The sequence below is a fragment of the Stenotrophomonas bentonitica genome (assembly GCF_013185915.1).
GTDB classification, from domain to species: Bacteria; Pseudomonadota; Gammaproteobacteria; order Xanthomonadales; family Xanthomonadaceae; genus Stenotrophomonas; species Stenotrophomonas bentonitica.
The window spans coordinates 1,372,347-1,391,974 of the sequence record NZ_JAAZUH010000001.1 but is presented as its reverse complement, the minus strand read 5'-3'; the positions used below and the strand labels follow the sequence as shown (position 1 = coordinate 1,391,974).

Below are 19,628 nucleotides of genomic sequence, written 5' to 3'. Positions count from 1 at the left end.
CCGTAGGCCGCTTTTCAGCATCCAGGATCCAGATCGCCTTACCGCGGCGAAGCCACCGCCCGATCCGACGACACACCCTTGCGCTTTGCCGGGCTGCTGTCTTCGGTCATCAGGTTGTCGCTGCCGAAGTCGGTGTCCACGTCCAGCCAGCGCTGCGCGGGCAGGCCTATGGCCGCATCGAGCACGGTCGGCAGCAGGCCGCTGGGCAGGCTGCTTTCGCCGTTCCACATGATGGCGATGCCGAGGTCGCGCTCGGGGACCAGCGCGACCAGGCCGCGATAGCCCTGCACGGCACCGGCATGGAAGATCACCTCATGCCCGGCGTAATCGAAGTTGCGCCAGCCCAGCGCGTAACCGGCCGAGTGCAGGCGCTCGCGGCGCCAGCCCGAACGCATTTCGCCGGGGGTGTTGATCAGGGTCGAATGCAGGGTGGCCAGCAACGGCGCCGGCAGCACGTCGGGGCGGTGACCGGTGTGGGCGAGCAGCCACTGCGCCATGTCGCTGGCGCTGGCGTTGACGCCCGCGGCAGGCGCCAGGCGGTAGTAGGTGGGTTTGGGGGTCAGCGACACCCAGCCATTGCGGCTGCGCACGTGCGGACGCGCCCAGCGCGAGCTGGCCTGGATGCCGGCCAGGCCGAGGCTGGCATCGTCCATGCCCAGCGGCTTGAACAGGCGGCGTTCCACCGACTGCTCGTAGAAGCTGCCGGAGGCGGCGTACACGACGTCGCCGATCAGGCTGAAGGCCACGTTCTGGTACGCGTAGCAGTCGCCCGGCTGGCACTTGAGCGAGGTCGAGGCGAGCTTGTGGGTGAGCGTGTAGTACTCGGCGTTGGCTTCCACGTCGCGGTCGTAGGCGTTGTAGGGCAGGCCGACGCGATGGCTGAGCAGGTCGGCAACGGTGAGCCGGTCGGTCGCTTCGGGCGTGCTCAGCTGGAAGCCGGGCACGTAGTCGGTGACCTTGCTGTCCCAGCGCAGGGTGCCGTCGTTGACCAGCAGGCCGGCCATGGTGCCGGCGAAGGCCTTGGACAGCGACGCCAGGCGGAACACGGTGTGCGCGTCGACCATCTGCGGGTTGTTGACGTCGGTGACGCCATAGCCGCGCGCGCTGAGCACGCGGCCGCCCTGCACGATCGCCACGGCCATGCCCGGCACGCGCTCGCCATAGGTGAGCTGCTGGGCCATCGATTCGATGTTGGCCACGTTGAAACCGGCAGCCGGCGGCAGCACGGTCGGCGTGGTCGAGGTGGCCCGGTAGGCGGCGGGCTGGGTATGCGCGATGGCAGGCGCGGCGCTGTTTTCAATGTTGACCGGGAGTGCCGCCGAAAGCGCCGCCGGGGCCGCACTCGGGGTCTGGGCGGTGGAGGACATGGCGATGGGCATGAGCATGCCCAGCAAACCGGTGGCCGCCGAACGGATCGGTCGGCGCCTGCTGTTTTCTTTCATCGTGTAAGGCCTGTGCGCAGCTGCTTGGGCCGATTCTAGCGCCGCTTTTCGTGATTGCACAAATTGAGCGAAGATGAATGCGTATCGCATTGAAAAGGCCCGGTTTTTGCAGGGGACGGAGGGCCGCATGTGAGGGCCTGTTCAGGTGCCGCGCAGCCAGGCGGCAGCGCGCTCGGCAATCATGATCGTGGGCGCGTTGGTGTTGCCGCTGACCAGGCTGGGCATGACCGAGGCGTCGACCACTCGCAGCCCGCGCACGCCGTGCACGCGCAGCTGGGGGCCGACCACGGCATCGGCGTACTGGCCCATCGCGCAGGTACCGACCGGGTGGTAGATCGTTTCGGCCTTGGCGCGGATGAAGGCATCCAGCGCGGCGTCGTCCAGCTCGGTGCGCGCGGGAAAGATCGGCGCGCCGCGCCAGCGGTCGAAGGCGGGCTGGGCGAGGATCTGCTGCGACATGCGCACGCAGTGCCGCATCATCGCGAGGTCGTGGCCGTCGGCATCGCCCAGGTAGTTGGGTTCGATACGCGGCGGCGAAGCAGGGTCGGCGTCGCGCAGGTGGATGCGGCCGCGGCTGCGCGGGTGCAGCGCGCAGGCGTGCAGGGTGTAGCCGTCGCCGGGCAGGCGGTGGCGGCCGTGGTCGTCGAGCATGGCCGGCACGAAGTGGAACTGCACGTCGGCACCGGCATCGGGGGCGAGCGGGGAGCGGGCGAAGCCGCCGGCTTCGGCGATGTTGCTGGTGCCGGCCCCGCGATGGCCGCGCAGGAAATAGTCGAAGGCGATGCGGGCCTGGTTGCTGCGGTCGTAGCTGACCCCGGGGTGGGTGTGCACGAGGGTGCAGATGTCGAGGTGGTCCTGCAGGTTGCCGCCGACGCCGGGCAGGTCGACGCGGGTGCTGATGCCGTGGGCGCGCAGCTGGCGATGCGGGCCGATGCCGGACAGCATCAGCAGGTGCGGGGAGTGGATCGCACCGGCGCTGAGGATGACCTCGCGCGCGGCGAGGGCGTGCCGGTGCTCGCCATGCTGGTGGAAGTAGACGCCGGTGGCGGTGTCGCACTGGAAGCTCAGGGCGCGCGCACGGGCACCGGTCAGCACGGTGAGGTTGCGGCGACCGCGCGCGGGGCGCAGGTAGGCGGTGGCGCTGGAGCAGCGTGCACCGTCGCGCTGGGTAACCTGGTAGAGGCCGACACCGGCTTGGCGTGCGCCGTTGAAGTCGGGGTTGCGGGCGTGGCCGGCCTGGACGGCGGCGTCGATGAAGGCGTCGGAGAGGGGATTGTGGTGGCGCAGGTCGGCGACGGAGAGCGGGCCGGCGTCGCCATGCCATTCGCTGGCGCCGCGGCTGTTGGTTTCGCTGTGCAGGAACCAGGGCAGCACCTGGTCCCAGTCCCAGCCGGTGGCGCCGGCGGCGGCCCAGCGGTCGTAGTCGGCGGGCACGCCGCGCACGTAGCACATGGCGTTGATGGCGCTGGAGCCGCCGAGCACCTTGCCGCGCGGCCACCACAGGCGGCGCCCGTCGAGGGCGGGTTGCGGTTCGGTGTACAGGTTCCAGTTGATGCGGCGGTTGTTGACCAGGCGGGCGAGGCCGGCAGGCATGTGGATGAAGGGGTTGCGGTCGCGCGGGCCGGCTTCGAGCAGCAGCACGCGGCAGTGCGGGTCGGCGCTGAGCCGGTTGGCCAGGACGCAGCCGGCCGATCCGGCTCCGACGATGATGTAGTCGTACATGCCCGCTCCCCAACGGTGATCGGGCCAGCATAAGGCACCACTGGCGATGTTGCGGTGCATCGTTTACCGTGCGCGCTTTATCGCCTGGAATGCGCACGCGCCATGACCGCCGTACCTTCGACCGCGCCGACGGGGCTGCGCGCGGCGCTGCGCCAGTCGCCACCGCTGCTGTGGGCGTGCGTGTACTTCTTCTGCCTGCTCAGCGGCTATTACGTGCTGCGCCCGGTACGCGAGGCGATGGCGGCGTCGGCGGACCTGCAGGCGGTGTTCCCGCCGGCGTTGATCGGGTGGTTCGCGGGGCGCGGGATCGCGCTGCAGGACTTCGTGCTGCAGGTGCTGTTCACGGGGGTGTTCGTGATCATGGTGGTGTTGCAGCCGCTGTACGGGGCGCTGGTGAGCCGTTATCCGCGGCGGGTGTTCCTGCCGCTGGTGTACGGGTTCTTCATTGCGACGCTGCTGGGTTTCTACGTGCTGTTCGACAGCGGGGTGCCGGGGCGGGGGATGCTGTTCTTCTTCTGGGCGGCGGTGTTCAACCTGTTCGCGGTGGCGGTGTTCTGGAGCTTCATGGCGGATGTGTTCTCGAACGTGCAGGCGCGGGCGTTCTACGGGTACATCGGGGCGGCGGGGACGATCGGCGCGTTCCTGGGGCCGACGCTGACCTCGACGCTGGTGCAGCGGGTGGGGATCGCGAACCTGATGCTGGTGTCGGCGGGGTTCCTGTGCATCTGTCTGTTCTGCATCTGGCGGCTGCGCCTGTGGGCGGTGGCGCGCGAGCGGGAGCAGCAGCTGGTGTCGGGGGAGACGCCGATGGGCGGGGGCGTGCTGGACGGGCTGAGGCTGATCGCGCGCGAGCCGCTGCTGCGCTGGCTGGCGGTGATGGTGGTGTTCGGGGTGGGAATCGGGACGCTGCTGTACAACGAGCAGGCGTCGATCGTGCGGCGGTTGTATACGGACGCGGCGGCGAGCACGGCGTTCTATTCGCGGATCGATCTGGCGATCAATGCGCTGACGCTGGTGCTGCAGTTGGGGGTGACGCGCTGGCTGTTGTCGCGGTTCGGGATCGCGCCGGCGCTGCTGATTCCGGGCTTTGCGATCATCGCGGGGTTTTCGGTGCTGGCGGCGTCGCCGCTGCCGGTGATGGTGGCGATCGTGCAGGTGCTGACGCGGGCGAGTGAGTTTTCGCTGGCGAAGCCGGCGCGGGAGACGATCTTCACGCGGGTGGACCGGCAGTGGCGCTACAAGGCGGGCGCGGCGATCGACACGGTAGTGTACCGGGCGGGTGATCTGACGTTCGCGTGGGTGCACAAGGGGCTGTCGGTGTTCGGTTCGAGCGCGGTGTTCGCGGGCGGGCTGGTGGTGGCAGGCATCATGACGACGGCGGCATTCGGGCTGCTGCGCGAAGAAAAGAAGCTGCCGGCGGAGCGGCCGGAGTAAGCTGTTTCCAACTTGTTCGAGGTGTGCGCATGTACTGGACCGCAGTAATCCTGACCCTGGTGGTCGCGCTGTTGCACGTGTACTTCCTGGTGCTGGAGATGTTCCTGTGGACGCGCCCGCTGGGGCTGAAGACGTTCCGCAACACGCCGGAGAAGGCGGAGCTGACGCGGGTGCTGGCGGCCAACCAAGGGCTGTACAACGGCTTCCTGGCGGCAGGCCTGTTCTGGGGGTTGTTCGATCACCTGCCGATGCTGGTGAACTTCATGCTGGGCTGCGTGATCGTGGCGGGCTGCTACGGGGCGTACAGCGTCAACCGGCGGATCTTCTTCATCCAGGCAGTGCCTGCGATCCTCGCCGTGATCGCCTGGCAGTTCGTGCCGGCTTGATTGCAGGCCGTACGTGCACACCGTCCCGGATTGCACACCGTCCGTAGCGCCGGGCTCTGCCCGGCTGCTGTTGGATTCAGGCGAACAGCCGTGGGGTGCGCGGTTTCCCTGGTTTGGGCCGCCCGGTGCCGGTTTGCGGGGTCGCCGTAAACCCGTCCATGGGGGCTAAGCGGTCGCCATCCATGGCGCCGATTCCCCCGCAAACCGACCCCGGTCGACCCTCCGATAGTTGGCAGGTGGCCACGGGAAACGCGGGGTCAGCTGCGCTTGACCGGCGAAACCCACATTTCGATCCTGGCTTCAAACACGGCGGTGCCGCCGTCATCGCTGACGACAACCTTCACCGGCAACCCATACCCCGCCTCCGCCGCGACAATCGGCACCTCCGGTACCGCCACCGCATGCTGCGTGCCGGTGGCCTTGGCCAGGTACTTCACTTCCATCCCCTTCGGAATCCAGCGCATGCCGCGCGGCAGCGAGGCGTCGACCATCAGGCCAGCGGTGAGTTCGGCCAGGTTGCACAGGGCGATCGCGTGCACGGTGCCGATGTGGTTGGTGACCTTTCGCCGGTGGGCGATGCGGCCTTCGCAGCGGCCGGGCTCGAGCCGGGTGATGCGTGGGGCGATGCTGGCGAAGTAGGGCGCCTTGAAGCAGACCGCGCGGGAGAACAGCCACTGGCCGGCCGGCCAGCGTTGCATGCGGTGGTAGAGGGTCAACAGGGGTGCGGCCATGGATTCGTCCTCAAAAAAAACGGCGGACCGAGGTCCGCCGTTGGGGTGCAGCTTGATGGCGGTTATGCCGCCTGCGACTGGGCGTCCTTGCGTTCGCGGTCGTAGTAGCTGGCCGAACGCAGTTCGTGCGGTTCGAAGTCGTCCACGGTGATGGTGTCCATGGTCAGCGTGCGCAGCTCTTCGAGCAGGGTGCGCTCGTCCTGGGTGATCACACCTTCGGCCACGGCTTCGTCCAGCTGGGCGGTGAAGTCGAGGGCTTCGATGCCCTTGGTCTTCAGCGCCTTGATGAACTTGCGCTCGACCGGCTCAGCCATGATCGCCTTGGACAGGTAGCTGTTGATGCGGCCACCCGGGTTGTTCTCGCACGGGGTCAGGAACACGCCGCTGGCGAGGCGGTCGCGGGCTTCGTTGGGGGCCATCAGCAGGGCAGCGACGCGGTGGCCCAGGCGGTCGCCCGGAGCCTCTGCACGACGGCCGAACGGGAAGATCAGCAGCCACATCAGCCAGCCGATCGGACGGATCGGGAAGTTACGCAGGGCAGCCGACAGCGACTCTTCGATCTTGTGCACGCTGTCATGGAACGCCCAGGCCAGCAGCGGCTGGTCGGCCGCCGGTGCGCCTTCGTCGTGGTAACGCTTGAGCATGGCGCTGGTCATGTACACGTGGCTCAGCACGTCGCCCAGGCGGCCGGACAGCGATTCCTTGAACTTGAGCTTGCCGCCCAGGGTCATCATCGAGATGTCGGCCATCAGCGCGAGGTTGGCCGAGTAGCGGTCCAGCTTGCGGAAGTAACGGCGGGTGTAGGCGTCGCCCGGGGCCGCGCCGAAGCGGGCACCGGTCAGGCCGAGCCAGAACGAGCGGACGGCGTTGGAAATGCCGAAGCGGATGTGGCCGAACAGGCTGTGGTCGAACGCTTCCACGCCGGCGCGGGTGTCCGGATCCTGCGCTGCCTTCATTTCCTTCAGCACCCACGGGTGGCAGAGGATCGCACCCTGGCCGAAGATCAGCAGGCTGCGGGTCATGATGTTGGCGCCTTCCACGGTGATCGCGATCGGCGCGGCCTGCCAGCTGCGGCCGGCGAAGTTGCGCGGCCCGAGGATGATGCCCTTGCCGCCGATCACGTCCATGACGTCGGAGATCACTTCACGGCTCATGGTGGTGCAGTGGTACTTGGCGATGGCCGACGGCACCGAGGGTACGTCGCCGCGATCTACCGCGGCCGCGGTGGCCTGGCACAGGGCGCTGATCGCGTAGGCCTTGCCGCCGATGCGCGCGAGCGCTTCTTCCACGCCTTCGAAACGGCCGACCGAAAGGCCGAACTGCTTGCGGATGCGTGCATAGGCGCCGGTGACCACCGCGCCGGCCTTGGCACCGCCGCTGGCGGTGGAGGGCAGGGTGATCGAGCGGCCAACGGCCAGGCACTCGTTGAGCATGTTCCAGCCCTTGCCGGCCATTTCCGCGCCACCGATCAGCTGGGTCAGCGGAATGAAGACCTCCTTGCCGCGGATCGGACCGTTCTGGAAGGTCGAGTTCAGCGGGAAGTGGCGGCGGCCGATTTCAACGCCGGCGGTGTCGCGCGGCAGCAGGCCGAGGGTGATGCCGATGTCGCGGGTCGGGCCGATCAGGCCGTCCGGGTCGTACATGCGGAAGGCCATGCCGATCAGGGTCGCGACCGGGGCCAGGGTGATGTAGCGCTTGTCGAAGGTCAGCTTGACGCCGAGCACCTGCTCGCCGTTCCACTCGCCACGGCAGACGATGCCGTAGTCGGGAATCGAGGTGGCGTCCGAACCGGCGAACGGGCCGGTCAGGCCGAAGCAGGGCACTTCGCGGCCGTCGGCCAGGCGCGGCAGGTACTGGTCCTTCTGCGCCTGGGTGCCGTAATGCACCAGCAGTTCGCCCGGGCCCAGCGAGTTCGGCACGCCGACGGTGGAGCTGACCACGCTCGACACCGAGGCCAGCTTCTGGATCACCTTGTGGTGGGCCAGCGCGCTGAAGCCGAGGCCGCCGTATTCCTTCGGAATGATCATGCCGAAGAACTTGTTCTTCTTGATGAAGGCCCACAGTTCCGGCGGCAGGTCGGCGTAGACGTGGGTGATTTCCCAGTCGTTGACCATCGCGCACAGTTCTTCCACCGGGCCGTCCAGGAAGGCCTGTTCTTCAGCGGTGAGCTGCGGCTTGGGGTAGTTGAGCAGCTTGTTCCAGTCCGGGTCGCCGGTGAACAGCTCGCCTTCGAAACCGACCGAACCGGTTTCCAGGGCGATGCGCTCGGTCTGCGACAGCGGCGGCAGCACCTTGCGGAACACCTTCATCATCGGCGCGGTCAGCAGCGGCTTGCGGATGAACGGCAGCAGCAGCGGCACGGCGATGACGGCGACGATGGCCGCGGCCACGATCGTGGCGGTCTGGTTGACCCAGGGAATGAACCAGCAGGCCGCCAGCAGCGCCAGGCTGGCCAGCGTCCAGGTGATCAGCCGGCCGCGATGGTAGGCGACGACGGCGCCTGCCAGCAGGATGGCAAGGAAGGGGACGACATAGCTCATGAGCGTGCTCCGGTGACGTGCTCGGTTGTGGCGGACAGTGCCACGGCGGAGGCCGAGGGCAACACGTCCAGATAGTCCAACACAGTAGCGGTAAAGGCGTTGTTGTCGTCACCGGCGACCATGTGGGTGGCCTCCGGCAACTGCACGTGGCGGGCGTGCGGTACCAACGCCAGGAATTCGGCCACCGTTTGCGGGGTGACCAGGGTGCTGCGCCCGCCGCTGACCAGCAGCACCGGGCATTTCACCTGGCGCGCCGCCTCGGCGAGCGCGTCCTGGTGCTGTTCGCTGTCGCGCGCCAGTTCGGCGACCAGGCGCGGGTCCCAATGCCAGCGCCAGCGGCCATGGCCGTCCGCGCGCAGCAGCGCTCGCAGCGAGTCTTCCGACTTGCGCGGGCGGTGCGGCATGTAGGCCGAGATCACGTCGGCGGCCTGTTCCAGTGACGCGAACCCGTCCGGGTGCGCGGTCATGAACATCAGGATCTTTTCGACCCCGGCGGTATCCCAGCGCGGGGTGATGTCGACCAGCACCATCGCCGAGAACAGGCCCGGCCAGCGCGCTTCGGCGAGCAGGCCGAACAGGCCGCCCATCGAGGCGGCCACCAGCACCGGCGGCTGCGGCTGTTCGCCGGCCAGCACGATCAGGTCATCGGCGAACTGTTCGCCGTGATAGGGCAGCTCGGCCGGGTTCCAGTCCGAATCGCCGTGGCCGCGCGCGTCGTAGGCCAGGGTCTGGTAGCCGGCGACTTCCAGCGATTGCGCAGTGGCGGTCCAGGCGTGCCGGGTCTGGCCGAAGCCATGCGCGAACAGCACGGTGCCGCGACGCCCGGGGGCGCTGCGGGTGGCGGCCAGCACGGTGTCGTGGGCGGCAGTCAGGCGGAGGGTGGGCGTTACCATACCGGCTAGTATGGACCTGCCTTCGGGCCTGTCAATACCGGTGGGTATGGTTGAAGTGTGAATTCCACACAAACCGACCCCGGCGTATGGTTAAATCATCAGCATGAATGAACCTGAAGCTACCGCCGGCGAGCCCCGTGCCGGACGCAACAGCCGCCTGAGCGCGGAAGACTGGGCGCAGGCCGCCCTTGACCTCATCGCTGAACAAGGTGTCGGCGCCGTAGCGGTGGAGCCGCTGGCGCGTCGCCTCGGGGTGACCAAGGGCAGTTTCTACTGGCATTTCCCTTCGCGTGATGCGCTGCTGCAGGCCGCGCTCGAGCGCTGGGAGCTGTTCGAGCAGGAACAGGTGTTCGGCAGCCTGGAAGACGTGCCCGATCCGCGCGCACGCCTGCGCCAGCTGTTCCAGGTGGTGGCGCACGAAGTGCAGCCGCACATCATCTACAGCGAACTGCTCAAGGCACTGGACCACCCGATGGTGCGCCCGGTGATCGACCGCGTATCGCACCGTCGCCTGGAATATCTGGTCGCTTCGTTCCGCCAGGCCGGGTTGAGCCGCACTGATGCGCAGCACCGTGCACGCCTGGCCTATGCGGCTTACGTCGGCTTCCTGCAGCTGTCGCTGCAGCTGCAGCAGCCCAAGCCGGCGCGCGAGGATTTCGAAGCGTACGTGGAGCATGTGATCGAGACGCTGATCCCGATCGGGTGAAGCACGGTGCATATGCGAAAAAAGCCGCGAAAGCGGCTTTTTTTGTGTCTGCGCACTGGCTGCGTCGGCAACGCTGCACAAAAAACAACGGCCCCTTGCGGGGCCGTTGCTGCATTACGTACCGATCAGTGGATCGATCAGAACTTCTGCTTGTACTGCATGTAGTAGTAGCGGCCCGGCAGGTCGTACTGCGGGTCGAACATGTTGTACGACACCGAGTAGGAGGTCGGCGGCTGCTTGTCCCACACGTTGTTCAGACCCACCATGATGGTGCCGTTCCACGGGGTGTTGTAGCGGAACTGGACGTCGTGGTAGGTGGTCGCGCCGATGTGGTTCTTCTGGCCTTCCGGATCCGAGCAGTAACCGCTCAGAGCACCGCCCAGGAAGCAGTCTTCGGTCATGCCGGACTTGTAACGCAGGCCGTAGTTGACACCGAAGTCGCTGAAGGACCAGTCGACATACAGGTTGGAACGGATGCGCCAGTACGGATCCTGGTTCAGGTAACGACCCTGACGGCCATCAACCAGCGAGTCTGCCGTTGCCTTGGTTTCCCACTTGCTCAGGTAGGTGCTGTCCCAGGTGATGGCGAACTGACCGAACGAGGTTTCCGGCATGCGGTACGCCAGGCCCAGATCCCAACCTTCCACGTTGTACGAGGACAGGTTCAGCAGCGGCATGTTGACGTTGGTGATCGCGTAATGCTCGTTGGTCGCACCGTAGTTCGGATCACGGAAGATCAGGCCGCAGTACTGTGCCTGTTCCTGCGCGGTGCCGCTGTAGCAGCGCTGCATGATGTCGTCGATCGACGGACGGGTGATCGAGTCTTCGATTTCGATCTGCCACCAGTCCAGCGTGACGTTCAGGCCGGTCACGAAGCTCGGGCTCCACACCAGGCCCAGCGTCTTGCTGGTCGAGGTTTCCGGCTTCAGGTTCGGGTTGGACTGCCAGGTGAACGGCTCGGCAGTCTGCAGCGGACCCGGCTCGCCGTCGGTGTTCGGCTGGACCAGGCCAGCCGGAACGCCCTGGGCCTGGCAGATCGCCAGGACCTGGCCGGTCGGGTTGTTGGCCGCGGCGCAGGGATCGGCGTAGGTTTCGAACGAATCGGTGTCGCCGCGGTACAGATCGTTGATGCTCGGCGCGCGGAAGCCTTCCGAGTAGTTACCGCGGATCATCAGGTCGTCGATCGGCTTCCAGCGGAACCCGAACTTGTTGTTGGTGGTGTTGCCGAAGTTGCTGTACTTCGAGTAGCGCGTAGCCACGCTGAAGTCCAGCAGCTGGGCGCCCGGCAGGTCAGCCAGGACCGGGATCGACAATTCCAGGAACACTTCGTCCAGATCGTAGCCACCCTTGGTCGGGCTGGCGCCGTTGCCGGTGCTCAGGCCGGCCGCGATGAAGGCGTCCGGATCGAACTGGCCGCTTTCCTTGCGGTACTCGTAACCGGCTGCGAAGGCCAGGTCACCGGCCGGCAGCGGAACGATCGTGCCGGAGATGTTGGCGTAGTAGCCCTTCGAGACCTGCGAGGACGAGTCATGCGCGGTGAACGAGGTGTAATCCAGCGCCGCCTGCGAGATCGAGCCTTCCGGGCCGAGCGGGTTGACCGGGGCGCAGCCCGGGATGATCGTGCCGGTGGCACCCAGGCTGGTGACGCAGACCGGGTTGCCGGTGACCGGGTCGATCCGCGACGGGCCGTAGGCCGCAGCCAGGTTCTGGACGTTGAACAGACCGTAGGTCAGGTCGTTCTGGTCGGTCTTGTCGTAGCGGTAGCCGACGTCCCAGTCGAAGGTACGGTCGGCGAATTCGAAGAAGCCTTCGAAGCCACCGTAGAAGTGCCAGTTCTTGACGTTCTGGTTGAACGAGCGGCCGCCGGTTTCATTGAAACGACGATTCACGCCGGTCAGGTCGACGCCGAACGGGTTGTACATGCTGTCCGCGCTGAGGCGCTGGCCGGTGACCGGCATGGCCGCCAGCAGCTGCTCGGACTTGCGCTCGTTGTACATCGCTTCCGTGCGGAAGGTGACGTTGTCGGTGATGTTGAACGAGCCGGTGGCGAACAGCGAGGTACGCTCGTTCGGGGTCAGCAGGTAGTTGTCCGGCGCGGTGTTGTAACCGTGCAGGTTGGTGTTGAAACGGGTTTCAACGCCGTTGAGCAGGATGTAGCGGGTGCCGTTGCGCAGGTACGAACCCGGGATACCGGTGCCGCTCTGGCCGCTGAAGAACGGCGGGCCACCGGCGGAGATCTTGCGATCACCGGCCATGACTTCGCGTTCGTCGACGTAGGAGGCGCCAATGGTCACCGACGCGCGGTCGGTGGTGGTGCCCAGCACGAAGTCGGCGGCTTCACGCTCGCCGTCGCCCGCACTGTACTGGCCCTTGTAGAAGTTGGCCTCGGCGCCGTCGAAGTCGCGCTTGGTCACGATGTTGACCACGCCGGCGATGGCATCCGAGCCGTAGATGGTGGAAGCGCCGTCCTTCAGGACGTCGATGCGCTCGACCATGGCCACCGGGATGGTGTTCAGGTCGACGCTGCCGTCCAGACCGGTGGTCCAGCGGCGGCCGTTGACCAGCACCAGGGTGCGCTGGCTGCCGAGGTTACGCAGGCTGATGCCGGCCGAACCGTCGCCACCGTTGTTGAAGGTGCGGTTCAGAGCAGCGCCGTTGGCGGCAACGCGCTGCAGCACGTCGGCGACCGAGGTCACGCCCTGCTTGTCGATGTCCGCGCGGCTCAGGCTCAGCACCGGCTGCGAGGTTTCGATGTCGGTGCTCTTGATGCGCGAACCGGTGACCGAGATACGGTCCAGGTTGGTCGTATTGGCGGCTTCCTGCGCCTGCGCGGTGGCACTGCCGGCCGCCGCGACGACCAGTGCAACGACCACTGCATCACGCAGCTTGTTGGACTTAACGTTCATTGCTCTCTCTCTCCAAGGGAATCTTGGGTATTCACTGGGGTGTTTGCCCGGGGCGGTGCCAAGAAGAGCACCAAAGACCACAAGGCTGACTCGATAGTAACTGCCACTTCGAAAGAATTAAAGTAGCGTTAATGAAGTCTGTGATCTGTGTGAAATTCGGCAAAGTCCTTGTGGATCAACAGCCTGGAGAGGTCGCAAGCGTCAGGTCGGCCAATTGTTAATAAAATGTTAGCAAAATAGTTGCAGTTGATTTGTCACGCTCTGTATCAGGTTGGCGTGTTCAGCGTTCCCCACAACGACAAAGGCGCGCCATGGGCGCGCCTTTTCGGGTCCGACCTGCGACATGCGCAGGCGGTTAAAGGTCCTGTTCGTAGCGGACGTAGGGCACGGTGCCCTCGTCGGTGCTCTCGTTTCGCGGCGCGAACGGGTTCTTGCCGCGGGTGATCACATTTTCCGCGCCCACCGTGAGCTGGCCGCTCCAGGGGGTACGCCAGGTCAGGCCGACGCCGAGGCCTTCCCACTTGCCGGGCTGTCCGGGCACATCGACCACGCGGCCGATGATGTTGCCGCTGAAGTTGCCGTAGCCGGCGCCCAGGGTGAGGCTCTTGCTGTCCCAGCGGTCGACCAGCGCGGGCGACATGTCCGACAGTGGCACCAGGCGCGCCTTGGCGTAGGTACCGCCGATGGAGACGAACCCTTCGCGGCCGATGTTCTTCTGGCCGAACACGGTGAGGTCGTTCTGTTCGGCGCGCAGCGCCGGCGACTTGTTCGGGCCGGCCAGCCAGGCCGGAAGGGTGTCCTTGCCGGTCCCCGCGGTGATGCCGAGGCGACCGCCGGGACGGTTGAACGCGGCGGTGCCGGTGACCCGACGGCTCAGGCCGTTGTCGTCATCGTCGCCTAGGCTGGCCAGCATGCAATGACTGGCCAGGCCGCTGATGCTGGTGCCCCGGCTGCTGTTGCAGAGCAGGCCAAGCGAGTCGCCCGAGGACAGGCCAAAGGCCGCGTCCAGCGAGCTGCGCCCGAAATGCCAACGTGCGCCAGCCGCCTGTTCGCCGGTGGGCTCCAGGTAGAGCAGTGCTTCGACCTTGCCGCTGCCCTTGTTCCAGACCGGAATCACGGTGCTGTCCTGGCGGGCCTTGGACTGCGCATGCGCGCCCGGGATCGCGGCGAGGGCGATCATCAGGGCCAGCGGTAGACGCAGAAGGGAACGCATGGGAACTCTCAGACAGCAGCGATGAGCACAAGTTCCCGCCGAAGCGGGACACTGATCCTAGGGCGTTTATGATTTCTTAACAAGTAGTGGCTTAACAAGTCTTGGTTCTCCCCAGAACAAAACTCGCGTGACGATTACTGAAGCCGTTCAGGAGCCGGTACGGAGACGGCGGCGTCGTGGAACAGTATGTCGAATTCCGTCAACGGAAAGTGATACTCCCGTCCGCAAAATTCGCAACGGATTTCAACCGCGCCGGTGGGCTCGGCGGCGGCACGGGCTTCTTCCTCGCCCAGCGACTGCAGCATGGCCTCGACCCGCTCGCGCGAGCAGGAGCAGGCGAAACGCAGCTCGCGCTCGCCCAGCAGTTCCACCTGCTCCTCATGGAACAGACGGAGCAGCAGGGTGTCCCCGGCCACGTCGAGCAGTTCCTGCTTGCCCAGGGTTTCGAACAGGGCGCTGGCGCGGGTCCAACCGTCGCTGTCGCCTTCGTCGCCGGGCAGCTTCTGCAGCAGCAGGCCGGCCGCGCGGGTGCCGTCGCTGGCCAGCAGCAGCCGGGTCGGCAGCTGCTCGGACTGGCGGAAGTAGTCCTCGAAGGCTTCGTCCAGGGCGGCCGCACCCAGCCCGACCAGGCTCTGGTAGCGCTGCGGTTCGCGCGGGTCCAGGCCCGGGTTCTCGATGGTGACGGCCAGCACGGCGTCGTCGCCCAGCGTGGTCAGGTCGCGCGGGGCGTCGCCTTCGTCGGCGAGCTGGACGATCCCGCGCAGGGTGCCGGCGGCGGTGCATTCGGCGAACAGGGCGCGCAGGGGGGAGCTGCTGCGCAGCTGGATCGAGAGGCGGCCGTCGACCTTGGTGTGGCCGGTGAACAGCGCCGAGGCCACGCAGGCCTCGCCCAGCAGTTCGGCGGCGGCCGGCGGGTAGCTGCCGTGCGACAGGATCTCCTGCCAGCTGGCGTCAAGATGGACGTGCACGCCGCGCACACCGGCAGCGGGGAGCAGGAATCGGAGCAGGGAATCGGTCTGGGCGGTCATCGGGTCGGTGGCTGCGCTTAAGTAATGGGGGCGTGTTGCCGGATAATGCGCCGACAACCGTGCAAGCAGAGGATGCACCAGTAATGGGGGCAGAGCGCAGCAACCACAAGGCCGAACCGGGCCTGGAACCGTCGCGTCGGCGCCGCTGGCGCTGGAAGTACCTGTTGTGGCTGCCGGTGCTGTTCGTGGCCGGGAGCGTGCTGCAGGTGGCCGTGCTGCGCTTCATCGACCCGCCGCTGTCGACGGTGATGCTGTGGCGCTATGGGGAGGCGCTGGGCCAGCGCGACTGGGGCTTCCGCCTGCATTACCAATGGCGCGACCTGGACCAGATGGCACCGAGCCTGCCGATTTCGCTGGTGGCGGCCGAGGACCAGCGTTTCCCGGAGCACAATGGTTTCGACCTGAAGGCGATCGAGAAGGCGCGCGACCATAACGCGCGCGGCGGGCGCCTGCGCGGGGCCAGCACGATCAGCCAGCAGGTGGCCAAGAACCTGTTCCTCTGGCAGGGCCGCAGCTGGGTGCGCAAGGGGCTGGAGGTCTGGTACACGGTGCTGATCGAGGCGCTGTGGCCGAAGTCGCGGATCCTGGAGATGTACGCCAACATCGCCGAGTTCGGCGATGGCATCTACGGTGCGCAGGCGGCGTCGCGGCAGTTCTGGAACAAGGACGCCGCCAAGCTGACCCCGGCCGAAAGCGCGAAGCTGGCGGCGGTACTGCCGGCGCCGCGCCGCTACAATGCGGCGCGACCGGGGCCCTACGTGCAGCGCCGGGCGAACTGGATCCAGCGCCAGGCACGGCAGCTGGGCGGCGATGCCTACCTGCAGGAGGACTGAGCGGCCATGTGCAACGAACGCCTGACCCTGGTGATTGCCGCGCACAACGAGGCGATGGCGCTGCCGCTGCTGCACCCGCGGCTGCGCGCGGTGCTGGATGGGCTGGACGGTATCGAATGCCGCATCGTGTACGTGGACGACGGCAGCACCGATGCGACCTGGCAGGTAATGCAGGCGCTGGCAGCGGCCGACGACAGCGTGGGGCTGCTGCGGTTGTCGCGCAATTTCGGCAAGGAGGCAGCGCTTACCGCGGGGCTGGATTTCGTCGATGGCGGCGCGGCGATGATCCTGGATGCCGACGGCCAGGATCCGCCGGAACTGATTCCGCAGTTCGTGGCGCTGTGGCGGCAGGGCTACGACAACATCTACGGCACGCGGCAGGAACGCGATGGCGAGACCTGGCTCAAGCGGGGCACGTCGTCGGCGTTCTACCGGGTGATCGGGCGTTTGTCGAAAACGCCGATTCCGGCCGACACGGGCGATTTCCGGCTGCTGTCGCCGCGCGCGCTGCAGGCGCTGGGTCAGCTGCGTGAACGCCACCGGTTCATGAAGGGCCTGTTCGGCTGGGTCGGGTTCCGGCGCAAGGCACTGCCGTACCACCGGCACGCGCGGATGGTGGGCGACACCAAGTTCGGGTTCTGGAAGCTGTGGAATTTCGCGCTGGAGGGCATCACCAGCTTTTCGACCGCGCCGCTGCGGGCGGCGACCTATCTGGGCCTGCTGACGGCGAGCGCGGCGTTCGTGTTCGGCGCGTGGGTGGTGGTGAAGGCGGCGCTGTATGGCGACCGCGTGGCGGGCTATCCGACGATGATGGCGGTGATCCTGTTCCTGGGCGGGGTACAGCTGATCGCGCTGGGCCTGATCGGTGAATACCTGGGCCGGCTGTATGAGGAATCCAAGCAGCGGCCGCTGTACCTGGTTGACACCTGGCATGCACCGTTCGTGGCAGACTCGGCGGTGCATCCCATCGGTGGAGGGCAGCGAGATGACCACGGTACGACAGCTGTTGGAAGGCAAGTCCCCTGAGGTATTCGCGGTAGGTCCGGAGTCGGCGGTAATCGACGCGATCCGGCTGATGGCCGAAAAAGGAATCGGCGCGGTCGTGGTGATGGACGGCCGCCAGCTGGTCGGCATCCTTTCCGAGCGCGATTACGCGCGGAAGATCGTGCTGCATGATCGTTCGTCGAAGTCGACGAAGGTCAGTGAGATCATGACGGCGAAGGTAGTCACGGTAGCGCCTTCCGAGCAGGTCGAGCATTGCCTGCAGCTGGTCACCGATTACCGCATTCGCCATCTGCCGGTGGTGGACAACAGCGGTGTGATCGGCGTGATCTCCATCGGCGATCTGGTGAAGTCGGTTATCGACGAACAGGCCCAGAAGCTGGATCAGTTGCAGCAGTACATCGTTGCGGGCTGATTGCTCTCCCGCGAAGAGCAGCGTCTCCGTGCTACGTGCAGGGGCGGCCGCCGGGCAGCCCCGCTCCGGGACACGCCGTGAACCGCCCTCCGGGCCCCGGCCCAATCGCTGGCGATTGGGCGTTCAGTCGCACGCGAGGCAGTGCCTCGCCAGCAGTGCTCCTTAAACCCGCACCCGACGGCCCTGACCAGGGAGACCCCGCAGCACAAGGCTGTTCGCACAAATCCAACAGCAGCCGGGCAGGGCCCGGCTCTACCCGCCTGGATTCAAAAGCAGCCAATCAAGGCGCGCTCTACTTCGCGTACCGCCCACCACAATTCGAATCTTCGCCCGGGCCGGTTTCGATGGTGGCCAGCAGCGCAGCAGGCGGGGCGATGCTGCCCAGCGTCAGCGCGATCGCACCACGGATGCCCAGCGCCTTGAAGTCCGGGCGGAACGACGGGTCCTTGAAGGTGCCGCCGATGCGCAGTGGCGAGCGCAGCGCCAGGATGCTGATGTCCTTCGGCCGCGGGCGCAGCAGCAGGTCGAGCTTTTCCTGCTTGAGGTCGATGGTGCCTTCGCCCAGCACCAGCGTATCGGTGGTGTCGAACGCCATCTGCTGCGAGGTCATCAGCCCGCGCTGCACGCCGAAATCGCCCCACGCGCAGCGCAGCGGAATCTGCTTGTCACCGGTGAACAGGAACTTCAGCGACTCCGCCACGTCCAGGCCGGCCAGCTCCATCAGCAGATTGCCGATATGGCCACGGCCCATGCCCACCGCCACCTTGCCGTCCGAACTGCCCAGCATCGCCGCGATGGAATTGCCGTTGCCGGCAAGATCAATCTCCCCGCTGATCCCGCCCGACGCCTGCTCGGCCAGCTTTGCATCGGGGAACAGCCCACCCAGCTGCACCTTGCGGATACTCGCCTTCAGCTGCGTCGAAATCGTCGGCTTGCGCGCGTCCATCCGGATCGTGCTGCGGATGTCGCCGCCCGCCACACCGAAATTCAGCGGCTCCAGGCGCAGCAGGCCATCGTCCAGCTTGAGGTGCGCGTCCATGTCGTCCAGCGGCAGCTTCGGCGAATTGATCCGCTGCGCCTTCCACTTCACATCCGCGTCCATCGCGCGCAGCTTGCTCAGATCGTACGGCGTATCCGGCAGCACCGTCGGCTTGGCTGCCAACGCCGCCGCTTCCGCCTTCTGCTCCGCATTGGCCGATTCGCCCGCGCCCGTCTTCGGCGGCGCGCCGATGAAGCCGGCAAGATCATCGAAGTCCAGCCGCTTCGACACCAGGTCCGCCTTGAGGAACGGACGCTCGCCACCCACCTCGATCTGCGCCGTGCCACCCAGGTCGCTGTCGCCCGCGACCCCGGTGAAATTCTCATAGCGCCATGTATTGTTGTTGCGCTTCAGCCGCCCCTTCAACCGATACGGCGGAGTGGACGGAATCGCCAGCCCGATCAGCGGATACAGGTCCTCCATGTCCTGGCCGCTGAGCGCGAAATCCAGGTCGAAGGTGCGCAGCGCGAACGGGTTGGTCAGCGTGCCGCTGGCGATCGCGCGCGTGGCGCCCGCGCGCCCGTCCAGATGGATCCGGAACGGATGGTCGCTGTTGGTCAGCTCCAGCGGCGACTCCGTGTTGCCATCCAGCGTGAACGGATTGCCCTGCCAGCGGCCCTTGCCGTTCACCAACAGTGGCGGCGCGCTGTCCGCACTGCGCGGCTTGCCGCTGTCGAGCGACACCAGGATGTCCGTCTTCCCTGCGGCATCCAGGAACTTGAGCCGACCGTCGTCCACCAGCAGGCGCTGCAGCACCGGCGGCTCACCGTCGCTCGGGCCCAGGAAATCCCAGTTGCCCGGCTGGTCCTTGCCCGGCGCCGTTTCCAGCAGCAGGTCCGGACGGGTCAGGCGGATTTCCGGAATACGGATCTGGCCACGCAGCAGCGGCCACGCGCGCAGATCGATCTCGGCGCGGTCGGCGCTGGCCATGCGCGGCGTCTTCGACCATTCCGCATTGGCGAACGTCAGCCCATCGGCGCGCACCGTCAGCGTGCGTCCCAGGTCCACATCCAGATTGCCGCCGATATGGAACTCGCGCCCGGTCTTGGCCTGCACCGCCCGCTCCACCGGTCCCTTGAACCAGTTCCAGTCCCACAACGCGATGACCAACAGGATCATCGCGAACAGGAACACCAGGATGGCCAGCCAGCGTTGCCCGCGTTTACCGGGACGACGCAGGCGCCAGCGCGGGCGGGAAGGGGGCGGCGTAACCTGAGCGGATTCAGTATTCACCCGCGCATCCTTACCCGGCCATCGTGCAGGTGGTGCGAAGCGGACGTAACAAGGATGTCAGCGAGGAGTGCTTCAGAACGTGCAAGCCCCCTTCTGTTAAGGGGG

15 protein-coding genes are annotated in these 19,628 nt (G+C 66.7%); 6 read left to right on the top strand and 9 right to left on the bottom strand.

Going from position 1 to position 19,628, the window contains the following annotated elements; genetic code table 11:
* Positions 1 to 38: 38 nt before the first annotated feature.
* Together HGB51_RS06175 and HGB51_RS06170 are read right to left on the bottom strand one after the other, a co-directional pair.
* Entirely contained in the window at positions 39 to 1,442 is a 1,404-nt protein-coding gene (locus HGB51_RS06175) for a serine hydrolase domain-containing protein (protein WP_070209448.1), read from the bottom strand.
* A gap of 141 nt (positions 1,443 to 1,583) precedes the next feature.
* Positions 1,584 to 3,164 (bottom strand): GMC family oxidoreductase, encoded by a 1,581-nt coding sequence (locus tag HGB51_RS06170; protein ID WP_070209449.1) that lies wholly within the window; start codon positions 3,162 to 3,164, stop codon positions 1,584 to 1,586.
* 102 nt (positions 3,165 to 3,266) lie between these two features.
* Here HGB51_RS06170 and HGB51_RS06165 point away from each other — a divergent pair, with 102 nt between their 5' ends.
* A complete protein-coding gene (locus tag HGB51_RS06165; RefSeq protein WP_070209450.1) occupies positions 3,267 to 4,598 on the top strand; it encodes an NTP/NDP exchange transporter in 1,332 nt (443 codons plus the stop codon).
* A 29-nt stretch (positions 4,599 to 4,627) separates the two neighbouring features.
* Positions 4,628 to 4,984 (top strand): DUF1304 domain-containing protein, encoded by a 357-nt coding sequence (locus HGB51_RS06160; RefSeq protein WP_070209451.1) that lies wholly within the window; start codon positions 4,628 to 4,630, stop codon positions 4,982 to 4,984.
* Between the two features lie 257 nt (positions 4,985 to 5,241).
* On the opposite strand, the gene HGB51_RS06155 is transcribed toward HGB51_RS06160, so the two are convergent.
* From HGB51_RS06155 to HGB51_RS06145, 3 genes are all read right to left on the bottom strand, one after another.
* Complete coding sequence (locus HGB51_RS06155) at positions 5,242 to 5,715, bottom strand: hotdog fold domain-containing protein (RefSeq protein WP_070209452.1); 474 nt, start codon at positions 5,713 to 5,715, stop codon at positions 5,242 to 5,244.
* Positions 5,716 to 5,777: 62 nt separating this feature from the next.
* Entirely contained in the window at positions 5,778 to 8,255 is a 2,478-nt protein-coding gene (locus tag HGB51_RS06150; protein WP_070209453.1) for an acyl-CoA dehydrogenase, read from the bottom strand.
* Positions 8,252 to 9,148 (bottom strand): alpha/beta fold hydrolase, encoded by an 897-nt coding sequence (locus HGB51_RS06145; protein WP_171966759.1) that lies wholly within the window; start codon positions 9,146 to 9,148, stop codon positions 8,252 to 8,254. Before HGB51_RS06145 ends, HGB51_RS06150 begins: the two co-directional genes overlap by 4 nt.
* Before the next feature lie 103 nt (positions 9,149 to 9,251).
* On the opposite strand from HGB51_RS06145, the gene HGB51_RS06140 reads away from it, so the two are divergent.
* Complete coding sequence (locus HGB51_RS06140) at positions 9,252 to 9,854, top strand: TetR/AcrR family transcriptional regulator (RefSeq protein WP_070209681.1); 603 nt, start codon at positions 9,252 to 9,254, stop codon at positions 9,852 to 9,854.
* A 137-nt stretch (positions 9,855 to 9,991) separates the two neighbouring features.
* Here the strand turns inward: HGB51_RS06140 and HGB51_RS06135 are convergent, their stop codons facing one another.
* From HGB51_RS06135 to hslO, 3 genes are all read right to left on the bottom strand, one after another.
* Positions 9,992 to 12,760, bottom strand: a complete 2,769-nt coding sequence (locus HGB51_RS06135; RefSeq protein WP_171966758.1) for a TonB-dependent receptor — start codon at positions 12,758 to 12,760, stop codon at positions 9,992 to 9,994.
* Between the two features lie 355 nt (positions 12,761 to 13,115).
* Complete coding sequence (locus HGB51_RS06130; RefSeq protein WP_171966817.1) at positions 13,116 to 13,940, bottom strand: XOO1806 family protein; 825 nt, start codon at positions 13,938 to 13,940, stop codon at positions 13,116 to 13,118.
* A gap of 167 nt (positions 13,941 to 14,107) precedes the next feature.
* Complete coding sequence (hslO, locus tag HGB51_RS06125; RefSeq protein ID WP_070209212.1) at positions 14,108 to 15,001, bottom strand: Hsp33 family molecular chaperone HslO; 894 nt, start codon at positions 14,999 to 15,001, stop codon at positions 14,108 to 14,110.
* 83 nt (positions 15,002 to 15,084) lie between these two features.
* On the opposite strand from hslO, the gene mtgA reads away from it, so the two are divergent.
* From mtgA to HGB51_RS06110, 3 genes are read left to right on the top strand one after another with little or no spacing between them, the layout of a single operon-like run.
* The gene (gene mtgA / locus HGB51_RS06120) at positions 15,085 to 15,834 is read left to right on the top strand and encodes a monofunctional biosynthetic peptidoglycan transglycosylase (protein ID WP_070209211.1); all 750 of its coding nucleotides are present in this window, start codon (positions 15,085 to 15,087) and stop codon (positions 15,832 to 15,834) included.
* A gap of 6 nt (positions 15,835 to 15,840) precedes the next feature.
* On the top strand, positions 15,841 to 16,860 hold the full coding sequence (locus HGB51_RS06115; protein ID WP_070209210.1) for a glycosyltransferase family 2 protein: 1,020 nt from the start codon (positions 15,841 to 15,843) through the stop codon (positions 16,858 to 16,860).
* Positions 16,820 to 17,251: a CBS domain-containing protein gene (locus HGB51_RS06110; RefSeq protein WP_070209209.1), complete on the top strand. Its 432-nt coding sequence runs from the start codon at positions 16,820 to 16,822 to the stop codon at positions 17,249 to 17,251. Before HGB51_RS06115 ends, HGB51_RS06110 begins: the two co-directional genes overlap by 41 nt.
* A gap of 292 nt (positions 17,252 to 17,543) precedes the next feature.
* On the opposite strand, the gene HGB51_RS06105 is transcribed toward HGB51_RS06110, so the two are convergent.
* A complete protein-coding gene (locus tag HGB51_RS06105) occupies positions 17,544 to 19,523 on the bottom strand; it encodes an AsmA family protein (RefSeq protein WP_070209208.1) in 1,980 nt (659 codons plus the stop codon).
* Positions 19,524 to 19,628: the final 105 nt, after the last annotated feature.